The organism is Paraburkholderia sp. BL27I4N3 (assembly GCF_003386115.1).
Classification (GTDB): domain Bacteria; phylum Pseudomonadota; class Gammaproteobacteria; order Burkholderiales; family Burkholderiaceae; genus Paraburkholderia.
Genome location: NZ_QREJ01000003.1, coordinates 103,664 through 122,313 on the forward strand (window position 1 = coordinate 103,664; position 18,650 = coordinate 122,313).

Sequence of the window (18,650 nt, forward strand, 5' to 3'; positions counted from 1 at the left end):
TCTCACGCCTTCGCTCGTACTACATAGCTTCCAATGAGATCATGGTCCTGCAACCACCCTTTCACTTCGTCCGTGAACAACGCCAACCCTGCCCCAGCACTTGTCGCGGAAGCGTCGAAGAACCGCCGAACGGAGTCTGGCATATCTTCCACCTCGACAAACGTAATTTGCGACAGATTGTCGGAGCACTCACGCACTTCGTTCAACGCCTCGACCGTAAGCGGAATAGTATTGCGATACTTGTTGAAGCGCGAATACAAGTCGCTGTAACGCTCCATCGACGCTTTATTCCCGGGATGATTCTGATTCAGCGTCGCGCGACGGCGGTCTGGTGAAAGACCCGCGAACAACGAGTCGTTGAAATAACGCTTCCAATCTTGCAGTTGAAGCGCATCGAGAGTGGTGGCGAGGGCGTCCAGTGCGCCCGTAAGAGTGGTCCATCGAGTCGACTGTTTCAACGTAACGCTTATCGGTGCCTCGTTAAATCGGGCTGCGAGTCGCCGAACAGTTTCCTTTGTCGTGCCTACGTTGTCGGGCAATGACATCGGAATTCCTTGAGCTCGCAGCAAAATTACACGCTCGACCGCCCGTCGAATGCTACCGACCTTCCCTTCCAACTCCCGATAGAGCCCAGCAAGAACTATTACCTCGTCAACGTTGCTTTTCGTCTCATGCAATCTCATTAGCTTTTCGGCAACTTCCTTTGCGTCGTGCAACAGCATCACGCCCCCTTTTCCGACTCGAGAGTTTCAATCGAAGCGACGAGCACATCAAAAGCGCCCGCAATCTTGCTTGTTTCGGTCGCCGAATCTAGCCCCTTTGTCTGCGCTTCAAGAAACGCCGCTTCTTTTTTTGCACTGGCTAAGACCTTCCGTGACGCCGAAACGAAGTTTTGCGCTGAGATGATTGGGTTTATATCTAATTGAGCAGAACGATTGATCAGCTTCGCATCTTGTTGAGTACCGTCGGTAGGCGTCGAACTCAAGGTCGCAAGTGCCTCTTTGAGAGCGGCCGCTCGAAATTCTTCGCACGTTCGATTGAAGGCGGCTATCGTGCCCAAATCGTCTTGGCTCCAGACGCCAATCTTCCGCATCCTGTCCGCAAGATCTTTCATCGCATCCGAGATCTCCTGTTTTGCGAAATCCTCCCCGAGTTCGGTTTCGAGAGCGGTCGTCATTCGACGTGCCTCTTCAGCGACCCGTTTCGCTCGTATGGCCAATCGTGCCTCGGTCATGGTAGACAATTTTGTCCGAATATCTGGAGGAATCAACTCGTTTTCCGCAACATCATCCGGCTTCGCGGTATGTTCGACCAAGCGGATGATATCGATTCCCAATGACGTCTTCCCACCGCCCTGATAACAACTACAATTTGCTAACACGAGATCAACCAACTGGTCCCTTATGGTAAGCGCTTCATCTTGTTGATCTCGCCATTCCTTAAAAGCGAGGGGAGCATTCTCTGTTGGCTTAGCTTTTAATTGAGCTTTACTAAACAGAAACTTAGGCAAACCACTCGCCGTCCTAGCCTTTTCGCTGATTCCAAGGAGTCGGCTGTTCGTCATAAGGCTTTTTGTTGACGTTCGAATCCGCCGAGATATCTCAGCGCGGATGACCGTCAGGACCTGTGGGAACAAACGGGTAACCAGATTCCCAACACGAGCGAGGTCGTCGTCGACTAATGCATAGTCGAAACGACCATCATTAAGCCCATATAAGCGTAAAAGAGCAAAGAGCTCTCCCCGCAATTTGCCATCTGGATCGCTATTATCGTTTGCGATACGGACGCTCAATGACGCGAGATTGCCCTCGCCCTGTGCATTCGGAATAGACACCTGCGGTTCAGTGAAGAGAATTTTAAGGCACCGCTCAGCAACGTAATCTATGCGGTCATTGACTGCCTTGGCAAAATGCTTCCGAATACCTGCCGCGACGTCCTGCGGCATGCGCTCGTTTTTCTGGACCCAGTTCTCTAGTACTTGCTCCAACCGCAATTCTTCGGGAGTAGGTACATAAAGGGATGGCGGGGCCGGAACCTTCGGTTCAACGGTTTTTGTCGGCCCGATCGGTTTTGGCGCCGCCGTGCGCGTGACATCGGGCGCCTGCAAACCAAAGACATCAAATATGATTGGCTCGATTTGCCCGATATCGCTTCTTGTTTTCGGATTGTCTCCCCAAATATTCACCAGGCGTTCATACTGACCTCGCTCGTCGAATGAGAGCGAAAGCGCCGCCAACCATTGCGCGACATCGGCAGTCGACGTCGGAGCCACGATACTCGCCGGAGGAAACCTTTTGTCTCTGAAAGCATCGCGTCCCGATAGTAAAATTTCACGGAGAATGCGATCAATAACAAATCGCGGGGTGAAAACAAGCGAGTCACCCTGGGTCTGCGCCATCTTTGAAAGACATGCGATCGCGACCTCGGTAAAAGGAAAAAGCGGGATATCCCGAATGGTTCCAAAGGCGGCCAACTTGTCAGACGTTGCATCATCCGGATCACTATAAATGGGCAGCCACGCCCATTTATTCTCTGAGTCACGATCCCGGGACTCATATTCAGCGATTAGCCTGGCCTCACCTAAGCGCGCGGCATTTAGATAAGCCGCGACAAGTTGTTTGCTGCGCCAAATGACTTCGTCAGGGCTACTAAGATGACTCTCAACGATCCACTCGCGCTTTGCTCTAGTCGCGATCGTATCTTTCCCGGCGAGGTATCCCTCGGTGACCGCGATTACTGAACGCATTGTCGCCAGTTGCCTGACACCATCGCGAACGCCCTCTTGGATCAAAACATTGAGCAGGGTTTCCTGAATCCCGGTTAGCGCCTTGAAGTCCTCTACAAGAATGATAAGTTCACGATTTTCAGCAAGAAGCAAACGCCTAATCTCGAGGATGACATCCTGCAAAGTCATCCCCCCGATTGCCTCATGAAGTTGAAACAACTCACGTATCGCTTGATCAACAACACGGCCGTTCAGCACGCTCGCGGCCACTTTCATTCCATGGCGGTCCCGCGTTAGTAGTTGAAAACGGTAATACTGTTTTGCTGCTACCGATGCCCTCTCCAGATCGATTGAGTCTGGAAGGATGAAGTCTTCGGCTGTGAAATCGTCCGTTCGTACATCCGTTCGGCCATCCGCTGTGCCGATTTCGTTTCCTGCCATCGCGCGTTGTACGATCTTGCGGAAAACCATCGTTCGCATATGATCGACCACTGCCGCGTCCATCAAAAATTTAGGAAGCAACCGCGCATGTGCTAGTTGTTCCTTGACTGTTTGACTTTGCGGGTTATCCTGCAATTGACCTTGTAGATGCGTGGAAAGGTCGGCTAGGGCAATCTCGAGGTGTGCCTGAAAATTTATTACCGCAGTGTCTAGGTTGACTTCCGAAAGAGCCTTCTTAAAATCGGCCTTTACAGAGGCATAAGGTCCATCGGGCAGCGGCTTCAGAATCAACTGCACCACTTCCCGCAAGCTTGCGCTTTTCGGAATGCGAATCACGACGTAACGGTCGGTGCTTCCCGGACTACTTAATCGAGCTGCCACTATACGAACCAGGTGAGACTTACCGACTCCCGAAGCGCCAGTTATCGGAACCACGTGTGCGCCCGTGGGCGCGTCGGTGTTCACAAGGTAATCGAAAAGTTCCTCCTCAGTTGTTTGAACCGTGCCGCCGTTAGGCAATAGCCTGTAGGACAAAGGCGAGGGCTGGTGCACGGCCAGTAACACCGACTCATGAGCAGATTCAGCCTCTGGTTTAATGCAACGGTCAACCTCATCGGCTATCGGCCAATATTTCAGCAAACTCATTGAGCGTCTCCAACCAGTCGAACATGCGTGAATCGATCCCAAGTTCGATAGCCGCGTCCGGTAAGCGCCAGCGATACCCCCGCATCTGCTTTGTTTTCGAGGGCAATTGTCCCGTCCAACGAAAGCCGACGTAGCGCGAGTGATAAGGACATCGATAAGTGGTCGTCAGGGAGACGTCGCAAAACGTTGGCGCGCAACACGTCTTCAACTTGTCGTCGATATTGCCCACGATCGATCACCGGCAACCGCTTCGCTAACGCATTGACAAACTCGTCAGCGGCTACAGCTTGTTTTGGTTCAAGGATCGCACTCAGTTCCGCGCGAACCGCCTCGGTAGGATCTAGCAAAAATGTGCTGTCGTTGCCCGTCGCAAAGCCAAGGAACCTTCCCCAACCTCGGAATCCTGGCCACCTTGTCTTATTCATAAACACAAATCTCGGACTTTCAATTTGCGCCGTCTCCAAAGCTTCAATTTCTTCGGTGGCACCAGGCAGCGTATAAATATCTTGCATCAGCGACCAAGCAATCCCCCGTACGAAGTCTGCTGACCTTCCTGCGCCATCTTCTGTTTTTTCATTGCTCGGCGCCCAGATCGGCGTGCAGTTTTCTGCTTTTAAGACATGGGATCGACACATCGCCGGCAGGCGGTCCGAAAATTCATCGCTGGGTTCAGCGCGATCAGTATCAAATGTGAGTCCTATCCCGGAATCGTCATCAACAAACAATCCCAATTGAGTCCACCGGGTCAGGGTCATACGCAGCCTTGTTATGACGGGGTCTGCTCCTTCATCCGTGGTTGGTAGTGCACACATCGCGAGCAAATCTTCCTTAGCTATTGGTCCGTACTTAGCTACCGCTCGAGCGAGCGAAATTAATTGCGAATATAGGCCATCGCCTGCTTGATTAATAACAGTCATTGACTAATCGTGGGAAGTAACTTGTTGAGATGTGTGCCACAACGCGTAACGTCAATAAGACGGCGCTGCGCGTTCGATGGATCGGGAAAGGTATCGGGCAACAACACGAAATGGTAAGGTCGTTGCAGACATTGAACTTGATCAAATAGCGTCGGTTCAACCTGACTACCGAAGATCGTTACGCGAGCGATGGGGGTGTATGGTTCCTCATCCATTTCGTCGATACGCCGGTGCAACAGCACGCCGGTTTCTGAACGTCGAAATAATTGATGCCAGTCGAGTTGCGGCGCAAATTTGAGCGTCTCGTCCAAGCAGATTTCCTGGATGAAACATTCTTGCACTAACCAATTGACTAGTTTCAGAACGGACTTAGATAATAATGAACTCGCGTCCTCGTAAAATACGTACACGAAGGCGGGATCAATCCACGGAAACCGCTGTTTCCATGCATTCATATGATGCGAATCGACTCGCGATATCGGAGCGGGCACAGGTACCAAGTAGCTTCTTTCCCTATCGTCTAGAAGCCGATCTTTTTTACACCCTCCACAGGCGTGCGTCACTCCCGCGTCCCATTCAGGAGACCGAATCCGATAGAGTTCAGATAACGTTTGACCGATCTCATGCTCTTGTTCTACCACCCGTCTCATCAATTTCAGATTCTTTCTAGCCGCAGCTTTCGTCTTGTCTCTGGATGTGGCGACCCGGCTTTCCCAGACCATAGGCAAGTGATGACCGTCGTCCAGAATGCGTACCCGCACCTTGGCAAACGTTGCGAGAATCGACGAGTTTCCCTCCATCGACATATCTGACTCTGTTGTGCGAGATGGTTCTAAATGCAGACTGATCATGTTCGCACGCGCCATTAATATAAGCGTACGCATATTCCAACTGACGTTGTGCTCATTGCCGCCCGGTAGGCCATCTCTTACTGCATCTATATCGATGTCGTATAGGTCTAGTTCAGACGTTGGCAGCTTAGATTGATACATCGCCTTCCACCGACTAAAGCCCATTTCCTCGGTGACAATCTTTGGTTGAGCCATCAGGGCCGGCAAATCCCAGTCACCGTCGCTCCAAACTAAGAGACTCACGGATGGGTGCCCGTCTCTACCGCCTCGACCTACCTCTTGGTAAAACCTATCCAGCGTTTCCGGGATCGCAGCGTGGATGATTGTCCTGACGTCGGATTTGTCGATACCTACGCCAAAAGCCGAGGTAGCAATCATCCCGTCAAGTTTGTTCGATGCCCACCTTGATATGATTTCCAGTCGCTCTTGATCTGGTGTGCCGCCGTCGAAGCATGCGATCCGGTCGAGCCCTGCTTTACTCCGCAAAGTGGAGTTCCACATTACGACATCTTCGCGTTTCGTTACATAGATAATGAAGGGTCGCGGGGCATGACGCAACGCTTCGAGAATACGCTCTTCCTTTTCTTTTTTCGATGCCGCTTTATATACCCAATACTGTGGCTCTGGTCGTAGATGTACGGCCGAGATCATTTGAACACGTTCCTTAGGTCCAAAGAGTTGAGTCAAGGTCGCTACAGTATCTTCGGTCAAGGTCGCACTTAACAGCAATGTACGAAACCCGTTTGGTGACTTCGATAGAAGGTTGTTTCGCAAACCTGCTAGTGCCTGAAAGCTTGGTCGAAATTCGTCGCCCCATTGGGTCACGAGATGCGCCTCATCGATAACCAAGTAACTCAGCATGCCTTCTTTAGCGACGTCGGTGATGACATCGATCAGCGACGTGCTCAATGCCTCCGGCGAGGTGAAAAGAATGCGTTGTGTCCCATTTCGAAGTCTTTGTCTAACGTCCGCCCGCCCTTCCTTCGATAGTCCACTCCACCACGCAAGAGGCCACGACTGGTGAAGCGGATCAGCTTTTTGAAAGGAGACCTCCATCGAACGTGCTTGGTCGATCGCGAGAGCAACCGTTGGCACGACGAATACGGTTAGATAGCCGTCCTCTCTATTGACCAGCGCACCCGCTTGACCAACAAGACTTTTTCCTGATCCAGTAGGAAGATTGACAATCAACGTGTCACCTCTGGGCATCAAGAATGACGCACGGATTGCCTCGCGCTGACCAGGAGACGAATAGTACTTAAATCCTGTTGCGTCTTGGATGAACGGATCCGCTGTGCACTCGCTCAGGGTGCGAACGACTTTGTCAGTGAAGGCATCATGAAACGCCCCCTCCTCCTTGCTATCAAGCCAGTCTGGAGACCACGCGCCAGCACTCAAGAGGTAATGAGCGCCATCGCCGACCGAGAAGGCATGAACGGTGTGAAGTTCCCAATCGACATTGGATGGCCATCGGTCGTTGCATGGCACACGAAGTTGGAAAGCTTTACCGCGGCGCGCAGATTCGCGCAAGAGAAAATGCCTGATCAGCGGTTGAAAGGCTGCGTGCCAACTACTCGCCGGTCCCGCCGTCATAGCGCCGCTTAAAACTTGATATATGCGATCAATCAGGGAATCGCGAACTGTGCCTTTCGGCAGGTCGACCGCCGGCCAAGAACTCAACAACTCCTGGAGGTCCCCGACATTAAGGTTCAATACTCGTGTCTCAAGCATGTTCAATAACCGAGACGGGTTCGCTACTCAGGAAGATCACGCCGGCAACGTCCACCTTTATAGTCGGCGTTGCGATTCCTGCATAAAGCGCGTCATTCAAATGTTGTTCCAATGTTAGACGAGCCTGTTCTGCGCGAGACTCGCTACCGGTCAAAGCGTTTATTCGGGTCGCAAGTTGTGCGTAGCGGCCACGGTCTTCATCCTTTGCGGTCTCCAGCGCCAATCGCTTACGATCGAACAGCAGAGGACTATTTTTAGCAATTTCAAAAGCGTGATCGCGTACTCGCGAGCACCGTTGTGACCAGTTGTCGAACAAGTCGGGCCTCGACGCCCTTAGAGCATCGAAATGACTCGACTCGATGTTCTTGTCGATGTAATTATCGGCTCCGTTCTTCGCGTATGGCACGTCGAGATACATATCCGTGAACTCTGGCGAGGGCATGTCGCCCTCCTCATCGACCCAGACTTTGAAGGTGAAGGGCTGAAACAACGCATCTCCTCTTCGGCGCAACACTGCTCGATCGGCCACTGAAGTCGGAACAGTTTTTTCCTGTGTCAGAATGTGTTCGGCTTCGTCAATTCGAGCTTCGATCAGGAAGCCAAACCGGAAGAACATTTGCAGACGTCGTCCTGGGAGGCCAGTATGTATCTGCCGCCACATTGCGAAGCTTCGGCCGCGATCGTCAGAATCTGAAAAGGATTTGATTGCTTCGACAAACTCATCGCCGTAGCGAAGCGGCCGGATACCACCTTTAACAGCCGTCCCCCGATGTGCTGCGTGCGGGTACGAGCGTGGACGCGACGAGGTTCCACCAGGGGCCTCGTAGTCGATTGCTCCAAGAAATTGGTCAAGAAAGCCTGACAATGGAATCAACGTTGCTTGGCCGCCCCTTTCAGGAGGACAGTATTGAAAGCGACTCGGCACCTCAACCAACTGTTTCTTTGTTTCCTCAGGAATGACAGAAAAAAGCAGCGTCTCCTTGATCCAATAATGCATGGCGTCACGAATCGAGTTCCATTCGCTATCGCAGTCCAACAAGGCTTCCACCTCGTCCTCGCGCATCGCGGTGAGTTCATCTAGCGCGTCCTGCTGATCGATCAGTTTCAGTTCGCTATTTACGATACCGTTTGGGCCTCGAAGGCGCCCAAGAAGTTCGGAGATTGCCTCAACTCCCTCGAGTAAAAGGGATTCCCTTAGATTTGAGCTCTCAGCCTCAACGACGTATTGAAGGCTTGATAGCGACCGATCGAACACACGCCAACCCTCTCTGAGGGTTTCGACCCACTTGCTCTGCAACTTGGAAGCGACGTCGACCAAAGCGTAAGAGCGGACAGGCATCCCTGACCCGTACCGGTCAACGCGGCCGATGCGTTGCTCGACGCGGTTTGGTTGTAAAGGCAGATCGAAGTGAACAATCACTTTGTTACCGCCCTGCAAATTGATGCCCTCTTCGGCATCACGATCGCAAACCAAAACGCCAATCGCGTCGCTGGCCATGAATCGGCGCCAATCCGGATCTTGGTCCAGATTGAGATGGTCATCTCCCTCGTAGCCTGATTGATGACGCAGCGCGCGAAGATTCTCTCGCCGAAGGTGCTCGGAAACCTCATCAGCGACTTGCTTACTCGAGCAAAAAACGATCGCTTTCACGCTTGCTGGAAGACGCCTGAGATTTTCAGCTAGCGCGACTAGCCGTAAATCCATCCACTCGCGGTCGTCGCAAACTGCGAGGATATCGTCCAGATATTGAAGTTCATCTTCGAAGATTGCTTCGGCGGCATTGCCGGTTTTGCAAAGTTTGTCCCGCCGACGAATGCATGACTGACGGGCAAAATTCAAATCCTCAAGAACGCCATCTACCAAACCTTCATAGAATCTATGCATGCTAGATAGTTGCTTGGCATCCGAGGACTTGGATAGCGACGCGTTCGCGGCGATGCGCCAAGCTTCAATTGCTGACTCCAGCGCTCGAATCGATGATCCGCCAACCACCCAAGATTCGAGTCCTTTCCGCTCGGGCGTTAGTCCGGACACCTGCCGCCGGCGGTTTCGCAAGATCCGACGATTCAATCGATAAGTTTCGGATACGTGAGCGCGGAGATTTCTCAGTGCATCGACCAATCCGGGATCGCTTTCGTCGGGATCGCCTACCAATTGGGCTCTGAGATCGGTCGCCAAGTCACTCAGGCGAATATCATTCGGTAGTTTTGCAAGTAGGTCGTCGAGCAAGCCGTCCAGAAACAATGCATGCGATGGTTCGAGCATTGCAACGGTTTCTGCAAGCGATTGCCGATGCTCAATCTTAGTCCGGAATGACTCGCGTTCATCAAGTCGATAAACCGCAGGCTCCAAAAGGTGCAGCATGCGCAGAAAGCCGTCTTCGTTGCGAAGAATCGGGGTGGCTGACAGGAGAAGCAACCTAGATGCTCGGAGTGCGGCCTGTCGAATCAACTCGTAAAGCCGCAACACACTTTCATCAGCATTTGCTGCAGCCATGTGGTGTGCCTCGTCGACAACTATGAGAGTCGCGCCGTCGAGTGCCTCGACCAAGTGATCGTCCTCCTCTTGTGCAACAACGAACACTGAGATATCGAGGAAGGCCTGCAGGCCGAACCGAGCTAGGAGTTCCCTTCGCCACTGCGCGACAAGCGCGACGGGAACGACAATCGCTACCCGATGATTTGCCGGGTCATCTAGCACGGCCTGCCGGATAATAATGCCTGCCTCGATTGTCTTCCCTAAGCCGACCTCATCTGCGAGCAAATACCGCTGCGACGGATCATTGAGTACACGACCCACCACGTCGATCTGGTGAGGTTCCAATTCAACTGCAGAAGATAGCAGCGACGAGATCCCTTTGGCCGCGCCGCGCTGTGAAATATAACTTTCGAGAAATCGGGAGCGTGCTTCTGCATATTGCGGGGTTTCCGTGATTTGGCATCCAAGAAAATCGCTCGGGTCATCGATTCCGCGCTTCCATCGAACGAATACGTGTTCGTATTCCAAGTAAACGTCCTGCTTGTGTGCCAAGCGGACAAGAATCCCCTCACCGTCATCTTCTAGAACGCGCCCCACTCGCCAGAGATCTTCGCTTGGACTATATACGTATACCCGACTATTTCTGCCCAATTTTTTGGGACTTATAGCACCTATTGTTGCCTCGCGCTTAATTTGGCCAGCGCCTCGCGGTGAATCGAAATATTGCACCGTGCAAACATTGCCGGATCGGCTGATGACCTTGGCAAGGCCATCAGACTCAAACCCTTTGACAACACAAAACGACGTCATATCTTAGCTTTCTCTCAGATGACTCTTTTATTTGCACCGCTCAGGCGACTGTTTCGAAGATTGCGCGGTTCCACTTGAGCGTGTTTGCTCGATTGCTCTGCCTACTTGAGCACACTCGGGGTTGACCGAGCCACTTTTTAACACTGAGACTTTCCTTGGCAACACTAGGCATCGGACATAACTCCCGTGAAAGTTCTGCACTAGCGTGCTCACAAGGATTGATTCTCGACGGCCAAGCGATGCTATAAGTCTGGGCGCTGCCAACAACGACGAACCGTCATTAGGCGTCTGGGCGATTGACGATGCCGATGATTTCCAATGTCGCTTTCGATTACCAAGGGTTTACTCTATCAGTAAGGTTCGCATTTTTGGATATCTCCTTCCTCGGGTCACCGTTCCCCGCGGCAAAATCCAAAACGTGGCCATCACCGTAGTTAACGCCACTTGGACGATAAGCTTGAGATCGAGCCCCTATTTCTGGCCCTTTTTGGCGGTGTAGGCATACAAGGCTTTTTCGTCAGTTTGCGCATACCGCTTTCCAAACACTCTTCCCAAAATATGGTTGCTTGTTTTCTCCTCGTTTCTGTCCGCGCAGTGTTCACGATCCATGATCTGAAGCAAGCGTTCCTCTCCCGCAAGAGCAACCGACGCAACTCACAGCACAAACGCGGTAAGTTAGCGTTCGATATCCTGACCGTGATTGTGCATCGAATCTAGCCATTTCGGCGCGGTCACAGCATGATCCTGCAGATAGGGGGCACCGCGCCAGCACCGTCAATCTCGAAGGCGGAGTTATTCGCCGCCACGAAGGCAACCAGAAAGCCGACGGGGTCCTTGAGGAGAACGTGTTGACCATGGCTTGCTCGAGGTGAACAGGGCCTACAATGGCCCAGCAGGAAGGTGACGTGCGCGGTGAGTCGATTGCCGTAAGCTTGGTACTCGGCGTCGAGACGGTCCTCTAAATTGGTCACGCGGTTGAGCATGCTGTTCATGGGGTGCAACTCGATTTCTAGCACAGAGCAAACCCTATGGAAGAAGCGAAAGTCCTTCTTCTCGCCGGGTACGTCGGCGTCGAGTACGTCCCCGTCACCTGATTGCGGATCAGCGGGAGTCGTTGGTCCGGCGCGGCCGCGTCTGGTGCTTACCGCCTGGAAAAGGGTCGGGTAACAGGTGGAGGCCATCAGTGCCCTTGACGAGATTTCCTCGGGGTCGAAGATGCGCAGCGCCCGTCCGGTTCACATTCGTCGCCGCGAAATATGACTCGGGCGCGTCGTCGCGATGCGGGTTGAACCGGCCGAAATCAGGAATGACCTGCTCGATGACGGGCCGACCGGATCCTGTGGTCAGGGGGCGGGTACAGGGAGCCGGTCTGTTCAAACATGCCCTGCCCGATCACGAACGGGCGCTAAAGACTGGCAACCCGCACTTTCTTTCGTTCCCGTCGCCGTCACTCGTCGTCGGCCGCGTAGTACTGCGCGGCTCGCTTCGAGCATGCGCTGCTGCTCGGCGCGCACATAGATCGAGGTCGTCTGCAGCAACGCGTGGCCGAGAATCGCCTGCACCATGTCGACCGGCAAGTCGCGCGCGTGCCGAAGGTGTGCGGGAACACGTGCGCGGAGGTGCTGGCGAGTCCTAGACCGTAGTCTCACGGATATCAGGCGATAACACGATAACGATCGCGTCTCTGCGTCCGCAAGTTCTGCTGCGCCGATGTTTGAAGACTCAGCCGATGCGCGCGATTCAATATTGCCGCGAAATAGTTTTCCTCTGCGTCGCCCGTCCCGGCGCGTTCGAGAAAATCGGCATCCCCAAAAAAGACCAAATGATGCTTTGCACGAGAACAGGCGACATTCAGGCGTTTTTTGTCCAGTAGAAACTGCAATCCGCCATGCGTGCGGACCGTGGAATAGCAGACCAGATCGGCTTCGCTTCCTTGGAATCCGTCCACGGTATCGACCTTGATCGTGAGACAGTCAAGCGTGCCGCCCTGCTCCGCGTGACCAGCGCGATACGTATTCAGTTTGTCCAAAATAAGCTTCTTCTGCGCCGCGTACGGAGTAATGACCGCAACGTCAGTTTGCGTTTCCGCGCACCCGGCAACGCTCGACAGAAAGCGCACGATAGCCTCGGCTTCCGCATGGTTGCACAGGCTCCTGCTACCCGAGGGCCTTGTCTGACGCCCCTTCACTGACACCCAGTTGAGGCTGTGCGGTATCAGTTCCGAGCGCGCCCATTCCCCGGCCGCCGTGCCATTGAACAGAGTGCGCACCCTATGGCGCGTGTAGAAAAGCTCTCCGACCAGATCGCCGATTTCCGGCGCCATCCGATACTGCTCCTTCAGGATCGCTTTCGAGGCGTCCGGCAATTGCTCGAAGAACAATTCGAAAAAGCTCGTTTCGAGGAACGCCTCGCGCAGGAACGGCATCACGTCGCGCGCCGATTCCTCGCGCAATAGCGGTGAAACACACGGTGGCAATTGGTAGTGATCGCCGATCAGGATCGCTTTGCGGCAGCGAAGCAACGGAATCAGGAGTTCGGGCACGGTGGCGCGGCCGGCCTCATCGATGATCGCCACGTCGAATGCGAGCTGATCCACGCCGCCCTTCGGCGTGGACAGACCCACGCACGTCGCGCCCGCCAGGTTCTTGTCGGCGAGCAGCACCGTGCTGAGCTCTTCGAGCGTGGGACGGTCGAGCAGATTCTCTGGAGTCGTCGATACGTAGTCGGTCAGTGTCGACCATTGGCACGCAATATCGTACCGTTCCTCATCGGCTTCGAGCACCTGTTTGCGCGCGTCTTGCGACAGACGTTTCAAGAACTGCGCGTATCGCTGATCGAACTGGTAATTCGACAGCGCAGGACTCACCTTCTCCCGATTGCCAATGCGAATGACCTGCACTGCGGTCTGCGCAAGCTGGGGAAAACGCTGCATGAAGCGCTCGAGCGCGTTGTCCACGGCGGTGTTCTGCTGGGAAACCAGCAGCACGCGGCAGTTGGAATTAGCCGTGAAGAGCTGGTACAACAGCTCCACGATGGCCGTGGTCTTGCCGGTTCCCGGCGGCCCCTGAATCAGCGCGAGATGTTTCGCCTTCAGCGCCATGCTCACCGCTTCGCGCTGCGACGGCGAGAGCTTGCCATGCCAGTGGATCTCACGTCCCGCCCAGAACGGATCCTCCACGGGCAAGTACGATTGCGGCGACAGCAGAATATCTTTCAGGGCCGGCTGCACCATGCGGTCGTGGAAGAAATCCTCCAGCGCGCGCTGCTGCCGCTTCAGCGCGGTGCTCGGCAACTGCACGCGGAACCGGTAGCGGCCCTGGGCGTCCTGCCACGATTTCGGAAACTGGCCGCGTATCGCCAGCGCTCCGTCGTCGGCCGGTTCATAGTCGAGCGATGCCCGATGCCGGTCCGGCACCGCCGGGATGAAGGCGAAACGCTCGCTGTCCCACTGTTCGATGCGCAGGCAATGCTCGCGGCGAAGCATGGTGTCGCGATCCACCTGACGAAGATAATCGAGCGCCGAAGCGCCGAGCGTCTCCTCGCGCATCTGCTCGGCGCTGATATGGAGCGTCGAGAGGCGTTCGTCGAGAGCGGCGGGGATGGTGTCGAACGTGACGGCACGCATGCACTCGGCGTCGCGCTGATAATCCAGCACCCGCTGCCAGCGCCGCATGAAAGTGGTCTGCGCGCAGCGCAAACCTTCACGCCCGTCGTTCAGCGCGATCTGCGTGGCGTATTGACGGAACGTGTCGATGGCCGGCTGCCAGTGCAGCGTGCGAATATCGATCGTATCCGTGACGAGCGTGAGCGTAAACGGAAGCTGGTGTCCAACCTGAATATGGTCGGTCTGCACCACCTGTTCGACGCACAATCCCGCGACGCCCTCCCCGATCGTGGCCACCAGACGGACTCGCGACTTGCCGAGCAGGTACTGGTTTTTCTCGGGATCGCTTGTCAGCAGATTCCATTGCGTGACCGGGTTGAAGAATTCGCTGTCCGACACGTCGTCGAGCAGCTTTTCCGGCACGCGCACAAAGAGCGGATGCTGATAGGACGCGCCGAGTTGCGGCGGCGGCAATTGCGATACGCCGATCGCGCGCCCCTTCTGATCCTGCACCAGGGGGTTGCGATCCAGCGTGATATTGAATGCGTCCGGATAGACCAGCAGCGTCTGCCCGGGGATCGGCAGAATATGCTTGTGCGTGAGCTTGGTGACCGGCAGCGTGAGTCTGACGAAGTCGTCGAATGCGGTACCGGCAATCTCGGTGCGGTTCGCGTAGGTGACGGTCATCTCCACCGGCTCGGTCGGGATGATGTGCTCGTAGTAAAGAGCGCCGCGCGCAACACACCCGTAGAAACTGGTGTTTCGATGTTTGGAACCGCCCGTCACCATCACGGGAATTTCGTCGGCGAACGGCATGGCAAGCGCAAGCTGCCGGTCCGTGTCGCGACCGAACGAAAGCTTGTGTCCGAAGCGCGGCAGCGGCTTTTTGATTTCATCGAGGCTCACGATCACCAGCTTGCCGCGGTACAGCCATTCGTCTGGCAGCAGCGGCTCGGTCGGATCGAGCTTGATCATGGCCTCATACTCGCGCCGGTCGGTCACGCGGCGGATTTCGCCTTCCGTATGATCGAGGTAGTCCTCGTAGGCGTGGAGGCGAAGCGTGGCATCTTCGATGCGGCAGAACGCGTACTGTAGCGACAACCGGCGGAACGGGCTCGTGGTATCCGCGGCGATTTCGGTGCTGACCGTCTTGTATAGCTGATCGAGGCCCTCTCGTATCGGCGCGATCTTGGCACGGTGCACATTGAGGGCCTCCAGCAGTTTCTTGCGCCAGGAATCGGCCTTCGGCTTCGCCCAGCGCACGAAATCTTCGCGCGGCTTCGTGCAGGCATCTTCAAACTCCTGGCGGATCGTTTCGTGCTCTTCCCGCAGCCTCTCACCACGCTTAATCTCTTCTTCCGTCTTGCAGTTGAAGATCCACTTGACAACCTTCGCCGCGACGAAGACGGCGAGTCCGATGATCTGCCACATGGGTCGTCAATCGTCCGTGTCGGTTTGGCTCGCGGCGTTGCGCGAACGCACCAGCGCCAGGTATACCTCCGCACTGATTTCGCCGCGCTCGAACATATCGAGATGTCTCGAATCCATGTCGTCCTGTTTCGTGGCGAGATCGTGCTTGTTGTCGATCTTGCACAGTTCGCGGGCATGTTCGTGCTCGTCGCGACTCCGCTCGTTGTCCCGTTCGAGCCTCGACACCTCGAAATCCATCGCGTGTTTCATCACCTCGGCCTTGATTTCCAGGCTCCTCGTGCCGGCCTCGATTCGGGCCTGCTCGGTGCGCTGGCGCTCCGCGCCATACTCCGCGATGCCTTTGAACATGCCGCTGGCCGAGTCGACGACCTGAACGATATGCGTCGGATCCACCTTGGACATCAGATTGCCCGACTTCTTGAGCGCGGGCACGCGCCGGGCATTGACCGGCGGCTTGACGGATTTGACCATGTCATCCTCTCTCAGGTACGTGTGCGTTAGTTAATGTTTTCAGTCAAACATGCGAGACTCGCGCCGACCAGCGTATCCAGGGCCGACTGCAAATCGTCCAGATCCTGCGTGTAGCCGTGCAAACGCGCCTCGCATACCAGGCGATGCACGCGGAACACGAGATCGCCCTGGCCTTTGATCTCGGCGAGAATCCGCGCGCGCTGCGCCGCATGCCTTTCGATGCTTCTCGCAAGCGCCGCTTCGCGATGTTCCTGCTCCTGGCGAATCGTTTCGTAATCCAGTTCGAGCATCCGCAAATACGCTTTCGTGGTCTCACGCAATTCCTGGTTGGCGATCTCCAGTTGCATGTTCAGCTCTTTTTGCGTCAGGTATCGCGTGTAGCTGCCGCATGCGTCGAACACCGCCACGGCGGCGTCGATCCATACCAACACGGGATCGAGTCCCTTGAGGCCCTTGATGCCGCCTTTCGCCAGGACCATGCCGTAGCGAAGCACGCGCGGGTCGTCGAGCATCTCGTCGCTTATCCACTTGAAGATATCAACTGTTCTCATGGTTCTGTGCAATCCAGCTGTTGCCCATCTCGGCCAGCGCCGAATACACGGCCGACCACGGAAACGCGCGCCGGCGCCAATGCGGCATGAAGACATGCGTGCGGTCGAGCATGTCGCGCTCTTTTGACGCCGGCAACTGTTGCGCCGCGAAGAGCGCCTGCGCGGCCTGGTCCTCGTGCCACGTTTCGTCCGGGAAGACCAGGGTGTAACCCGTGCCGTCGCCGGCGGGCGGCTTCGTTTCGAGCACGGTCTCGTCGAGGAAGTCGTAGTAGAGCGCGGTCTCTCCGGGCACGGCCGGCAGGATGGTTGCGAGGCTCGCGGGCAAGCCGGCCGGTAGCGCGTAACGGGTGCGCAACTCCAGTAGCGCGTTGTCCAGTTCCAATGCGGGTTGCGCGCACGCGCTCTCGTCCGCCGTGGACAATGCGAGCTGCACGCCGCGCTGCGCGGCACGTTCACCGGACTCCGGCGAGCCGTTGCCGTTGCCGTTGCCGTTGCCGTTGCCGTTGCCGTTGCCGTTGCCGTTGCCGTTGCCGTTGCCGTTGCCGTTGCCGTTGCCGTTGCCGTTGGCATCGTCGGGCAGGACGTCTTCGCAAAGCGTCAACTCCATCTCCCACTCACGCCACCACCCCTCTTCGGACTGCTCGGCAAGCTCCAGAAACGCTGGGAACAGAAACGGCAACCAGGCGCACTGAAAGTCGAAGTGCCTCATCCTTCCGAGTTGGCGGCTCAGGTCGTAGCGGCGGTCCCTGGCAACGCGAACATCGCGCGATGTTCGCCCCTCGACGACGAGTTCACCCGGGGGAATGGTCACGATAGACGGATGATCGCCCCGCAACAGTGCGGGCGGCTGGTCGTACTGCGCGTCCAACCAAAGCCGGGCCTTCTGCTCGTGCAGCGTGGCGAGCATGTGCGCGTAGCGGCGACCGGGCCCGGTCAACTCGCCGTTGCGCAAGAATCGCAGTCCATGCAGGCGTTCGAGCACGGGATCGATCTGCTCGCGGCCCAGCGACGTGATGGCGGACAGGTCATCCAAGCTCGCGTTGTCGCGACTCAGGCACAAGACGACAAAGTGGGAAATGCGGCCAAGCTGCGCCAGCAGCTTGTGCTGAATTTTCAGCTCATAGCATTTGAGCGGCAACCAGGCGCCGAACTGTACGTTGGAAGAAGCATTGTCGTGCTTCGATTCTGCGAAGTCTTTTACGATCCTATCCATGATTCGTCATCGTTTTCCTGCCGTGCGGCGCACGGTACCGTCCGCCGGCGCGGGCCGGAACGCGGTGCGGAGAACCGGGGGTTGCCCCATGTCGTGCCGAACCGCTCGCTTTCGCGCTCGAGCAGGCGCAGCGGAGACCGGCCGGTCGCCCGCCATCGCAGCGTTGCCGTGCTCCACGAGAACGGCAGCGACATAGAACGCGACTCCGGCCTCGCCGATTGCTATCCACCGCGCACCGATCAAAGCAGCCGACGGATTATGACGGGCCCTAGCGGTCCACAACATGCTCGGTCTAACCATGGAAATGCGCAATCAGGCGCTGAAGCAGTTCTCCGCCGACCAAGTCATGCGTATCGCTTACTCCGATCCACAAGTGAAAGCCGGTCGCCAGCGAGCACTTGACCCTTGAACGGAGTGCGGCCACTCAGTGTATCAATCGTGATTGGCATATTTGCACAATGTGTCTTCGATCGGGCTGCAATTACGGACGTTCATGTTTGCCGCACGTAGACAAGTTATCGGCAATAGTCAGCGACTCTTGAATTTAGCCAACGCGCTTGGTGCAAGCAATGCTTCGTACTGTGAGAAAGCGTTTGGAAAACTTTCAAACCCACCTCCTCCGGAAGAGTCGCTCGGCGCTGAGCGATATGCGCCTGCACCCGACGTACGCCATTGCTTACTCCTCGATCACGCTCTGTTCGAGGCAGGATAAAAGGTCTTCCTGACGGGACTGCACAAACACCAGGTGATACAACACGTGCCCTCGCTTGAGACAGCCGTA

At 55.7% G+C, this 18,650-nt stretch carries 10 protein-coding genes; all 10 read right to left on the reverse strand.

From position 1 onward, the window contains the following. Nucleotides 1-2: 2 nt before the first annotated feature. Nucleotides 3-722: a hypothetical protein gene (locus tag B0G71_RS40575; protein ID WP_116150156.1), complete on the reverse strand. Its 720-nt coding sequence runs from the start codon at nucleotides 720-722 to the stop codon at nucleotides 3-5. Continuing rightward, the gene (gene dpdH, locus B0G71_RS40580) at nucleotides 722-3,811 is read right to left on the reverse strand and encodes a protein DpdH (RefSeq protein WP_116150157.1); all 3,090 of its coding nucleotides are present in this window, start codon (nucleotides 3,809-3,811) and stop codon (nucleotides 722-724) included. The genes B0G71_RS40575 and dpdH overlap by 1 nt, the downstream gene beginning before the upstream one ends. Further along, nucleotides 3,808-4,728, reverse strand: a complete 921-nt coding sequence (gene dpdG, locus B0G71_RS41180) for a protein DpdG (protein WP_147308770.1) — start codon at nucleotides 4,726-4,728, stop codon at nucleotides 3,808-3,810. Before dpdG ends, dpdH begins: the two co-directional genes overlap by 4 nt. Then, nucleotides 4,725-7,310 carry a protein DpdF gene (dpdF, locus tag B0G71_RS40585; protein ID WP_116150159.1) on the reverse strand — a complete coding sequence of 862 codons (2,586 nt, stop codon included), beginning with the start codon at nucleotides 7,308-7,310 and terminating at the stop codon, nucleotides 4,725-4,727. The genes dpdG and dpdF overlap by 4 nt, the downstream gene beginning before the upstream one ends. Then, nucleotides 7,303-10,599, reverse strand: coding sequence for a protein DpdE (gene dpdE, locus B0G71_RS40590; RefSeq protein WP_116150160.1), 3,297 nt, complete (start codon nucleotides 10,597-10,599; stop codon nucleotides 7,303-7,305). Before dpdE ends, dpdF begins: the two co-directional genes overlap by 8 nt. Nucleotides 10,600-11,330: 731 nt before the next feature. Then, a complete protein-coding gene (locus tag B0G71_RS41185) occupies nucleotides 11,331-11,591 on the reverse strand; it encodes a hypothetical protein (RefSeq protein ID WP_147308771.1) in 261 nt (86 codons plus the stop codon). A 662-nt stretch (nucleotides 11,592-12,253) separates the two neighbouring features. After that, nucleotides 12,254-15,634, reverse strand: coding sequence for a DEAD/DEAH box helicase (locus B0G71_RS40610; protein WP_116150165.1), 3,381 nt, complete (start codon nucleotides 15,632-15,634; stop codon nucleotides 12,254-12,256). Between the two features lie 6 nt (nucleotides 15,635-15,640). Beyond that, nucleotides 15,641-16,105, reverse strand: coding sequence for a hypothetical protein (locus tag B0G71_RS40615; protein WP_116150167.1), 465 nt, complete (start codon nucleotides 16,103-16,105; stop codon nucleotides 15,641-15,643). Nucleotides 16,106-16,131: 26 nt separating this feature from the next. Beyond that, nucleotides 16,132-16,656, reverse strand: a complete 525-nt coding sequence (locus B0G71_RS40620; protein ID WP_147308772.1) for a hypothetical protein — start codon at nucleotides 16,654-16,656, stop codon at nucleotides 16,132-16,134. Next, nucleotides 16,643-17,869, reverse strand: coding sequence for a hypothetical protein (locus tag B0G71_RS41680; RefSeq protein ID WP_181917006.1), 1,227 nt, complete (start codon nucleotides 17,867-17,869; stop codon nucleotides 16,643-16,645). The genes B0G71_RS40620 and B0G71_RS41680 overlap by 14 nt, the downstream gene beginning before the upstream one ends. Between the last annotated feature and the right edge of the window lie 781 nt (nucleotides 17,870-18,650).

What these genes read in the sequence shown, in the direction of transcription:
- B0G71_RS41680 (WP_181917006.1), bottom strand. Translation starts at nt 17,869, where the DNA reads ATGGATAGGATCGTAAAAGACTTCGCAGAATCGAAGCACGACAATGCT.
- B0G71_RS41185 (WP_147308771.1), bottom strand. Translation starts at nt 11,591, where the DNA reads ATGAACAGCATGCTCAACCGCGTGACCAATTTAGAGGACCGTCTCGAC.
- dpdE (WP_116150160.1), bottom strand. Translation starts at nt 10,599, where the DNA reads ATGACGTCGTTTTGTGTTGTCAAAGGGTTTGAGTCTGATGGCCTTGCC.
- B0G71_RS40615 (WP_116150167.1), bottom strand. Translation starts at nt 16,105, where the DNA reads ATGGTCAAATCCGTCAAGCCGCCGGTCAATGCCCGGCGCGTGCCCGCG.
- dpdF (WP_116150159.1), bottom strand. Translation starts at nt 7,310, where the DNA reads ATGCTTGAGACACGAGTATTGAACCTTAATGTCGGGGACCTCCAGGAG.
- dpdH (WP_116150157.1), bottom strand. Translation starts at nt 3,811, where the DNA reads ATGAGTTTGCTGAAATATTGGCCGATAGCCGATGAGGTTGACCGTTGC.
- B0G71_RS40610 (WP_116150165.1), bottom strand. Translation starts at nt 15,634, where the DNA reads ATGTGGCAGATCATCGGACTCGCCGTCTTCGTCGCGGCGAAGGTTGTC.
- B0G71_RS40575 (WP_116150156.1), bottom strand. Translation starts at nt 722, where the DNA reads ATGCTGTTGCACGACGCAAAGGAAGTTGCCGAAAAGCTAATGAGATTG.
- dpdG (WP_147308770.1), bottom strand. Translation starts at nt 4,728, where the DNA reads ATGACTGTTATTAATCAAGCAGGCGATGGCCTATATTCGCAATTAATT.
- B0G71_RS40620 (WP_147308772.1), bottom strand. Translation starts at nt 16,656, where the DNA reads ATGAGAACAGTTGATATCTTCAAGTGGATAAGCGACGAGATGCTCGAC.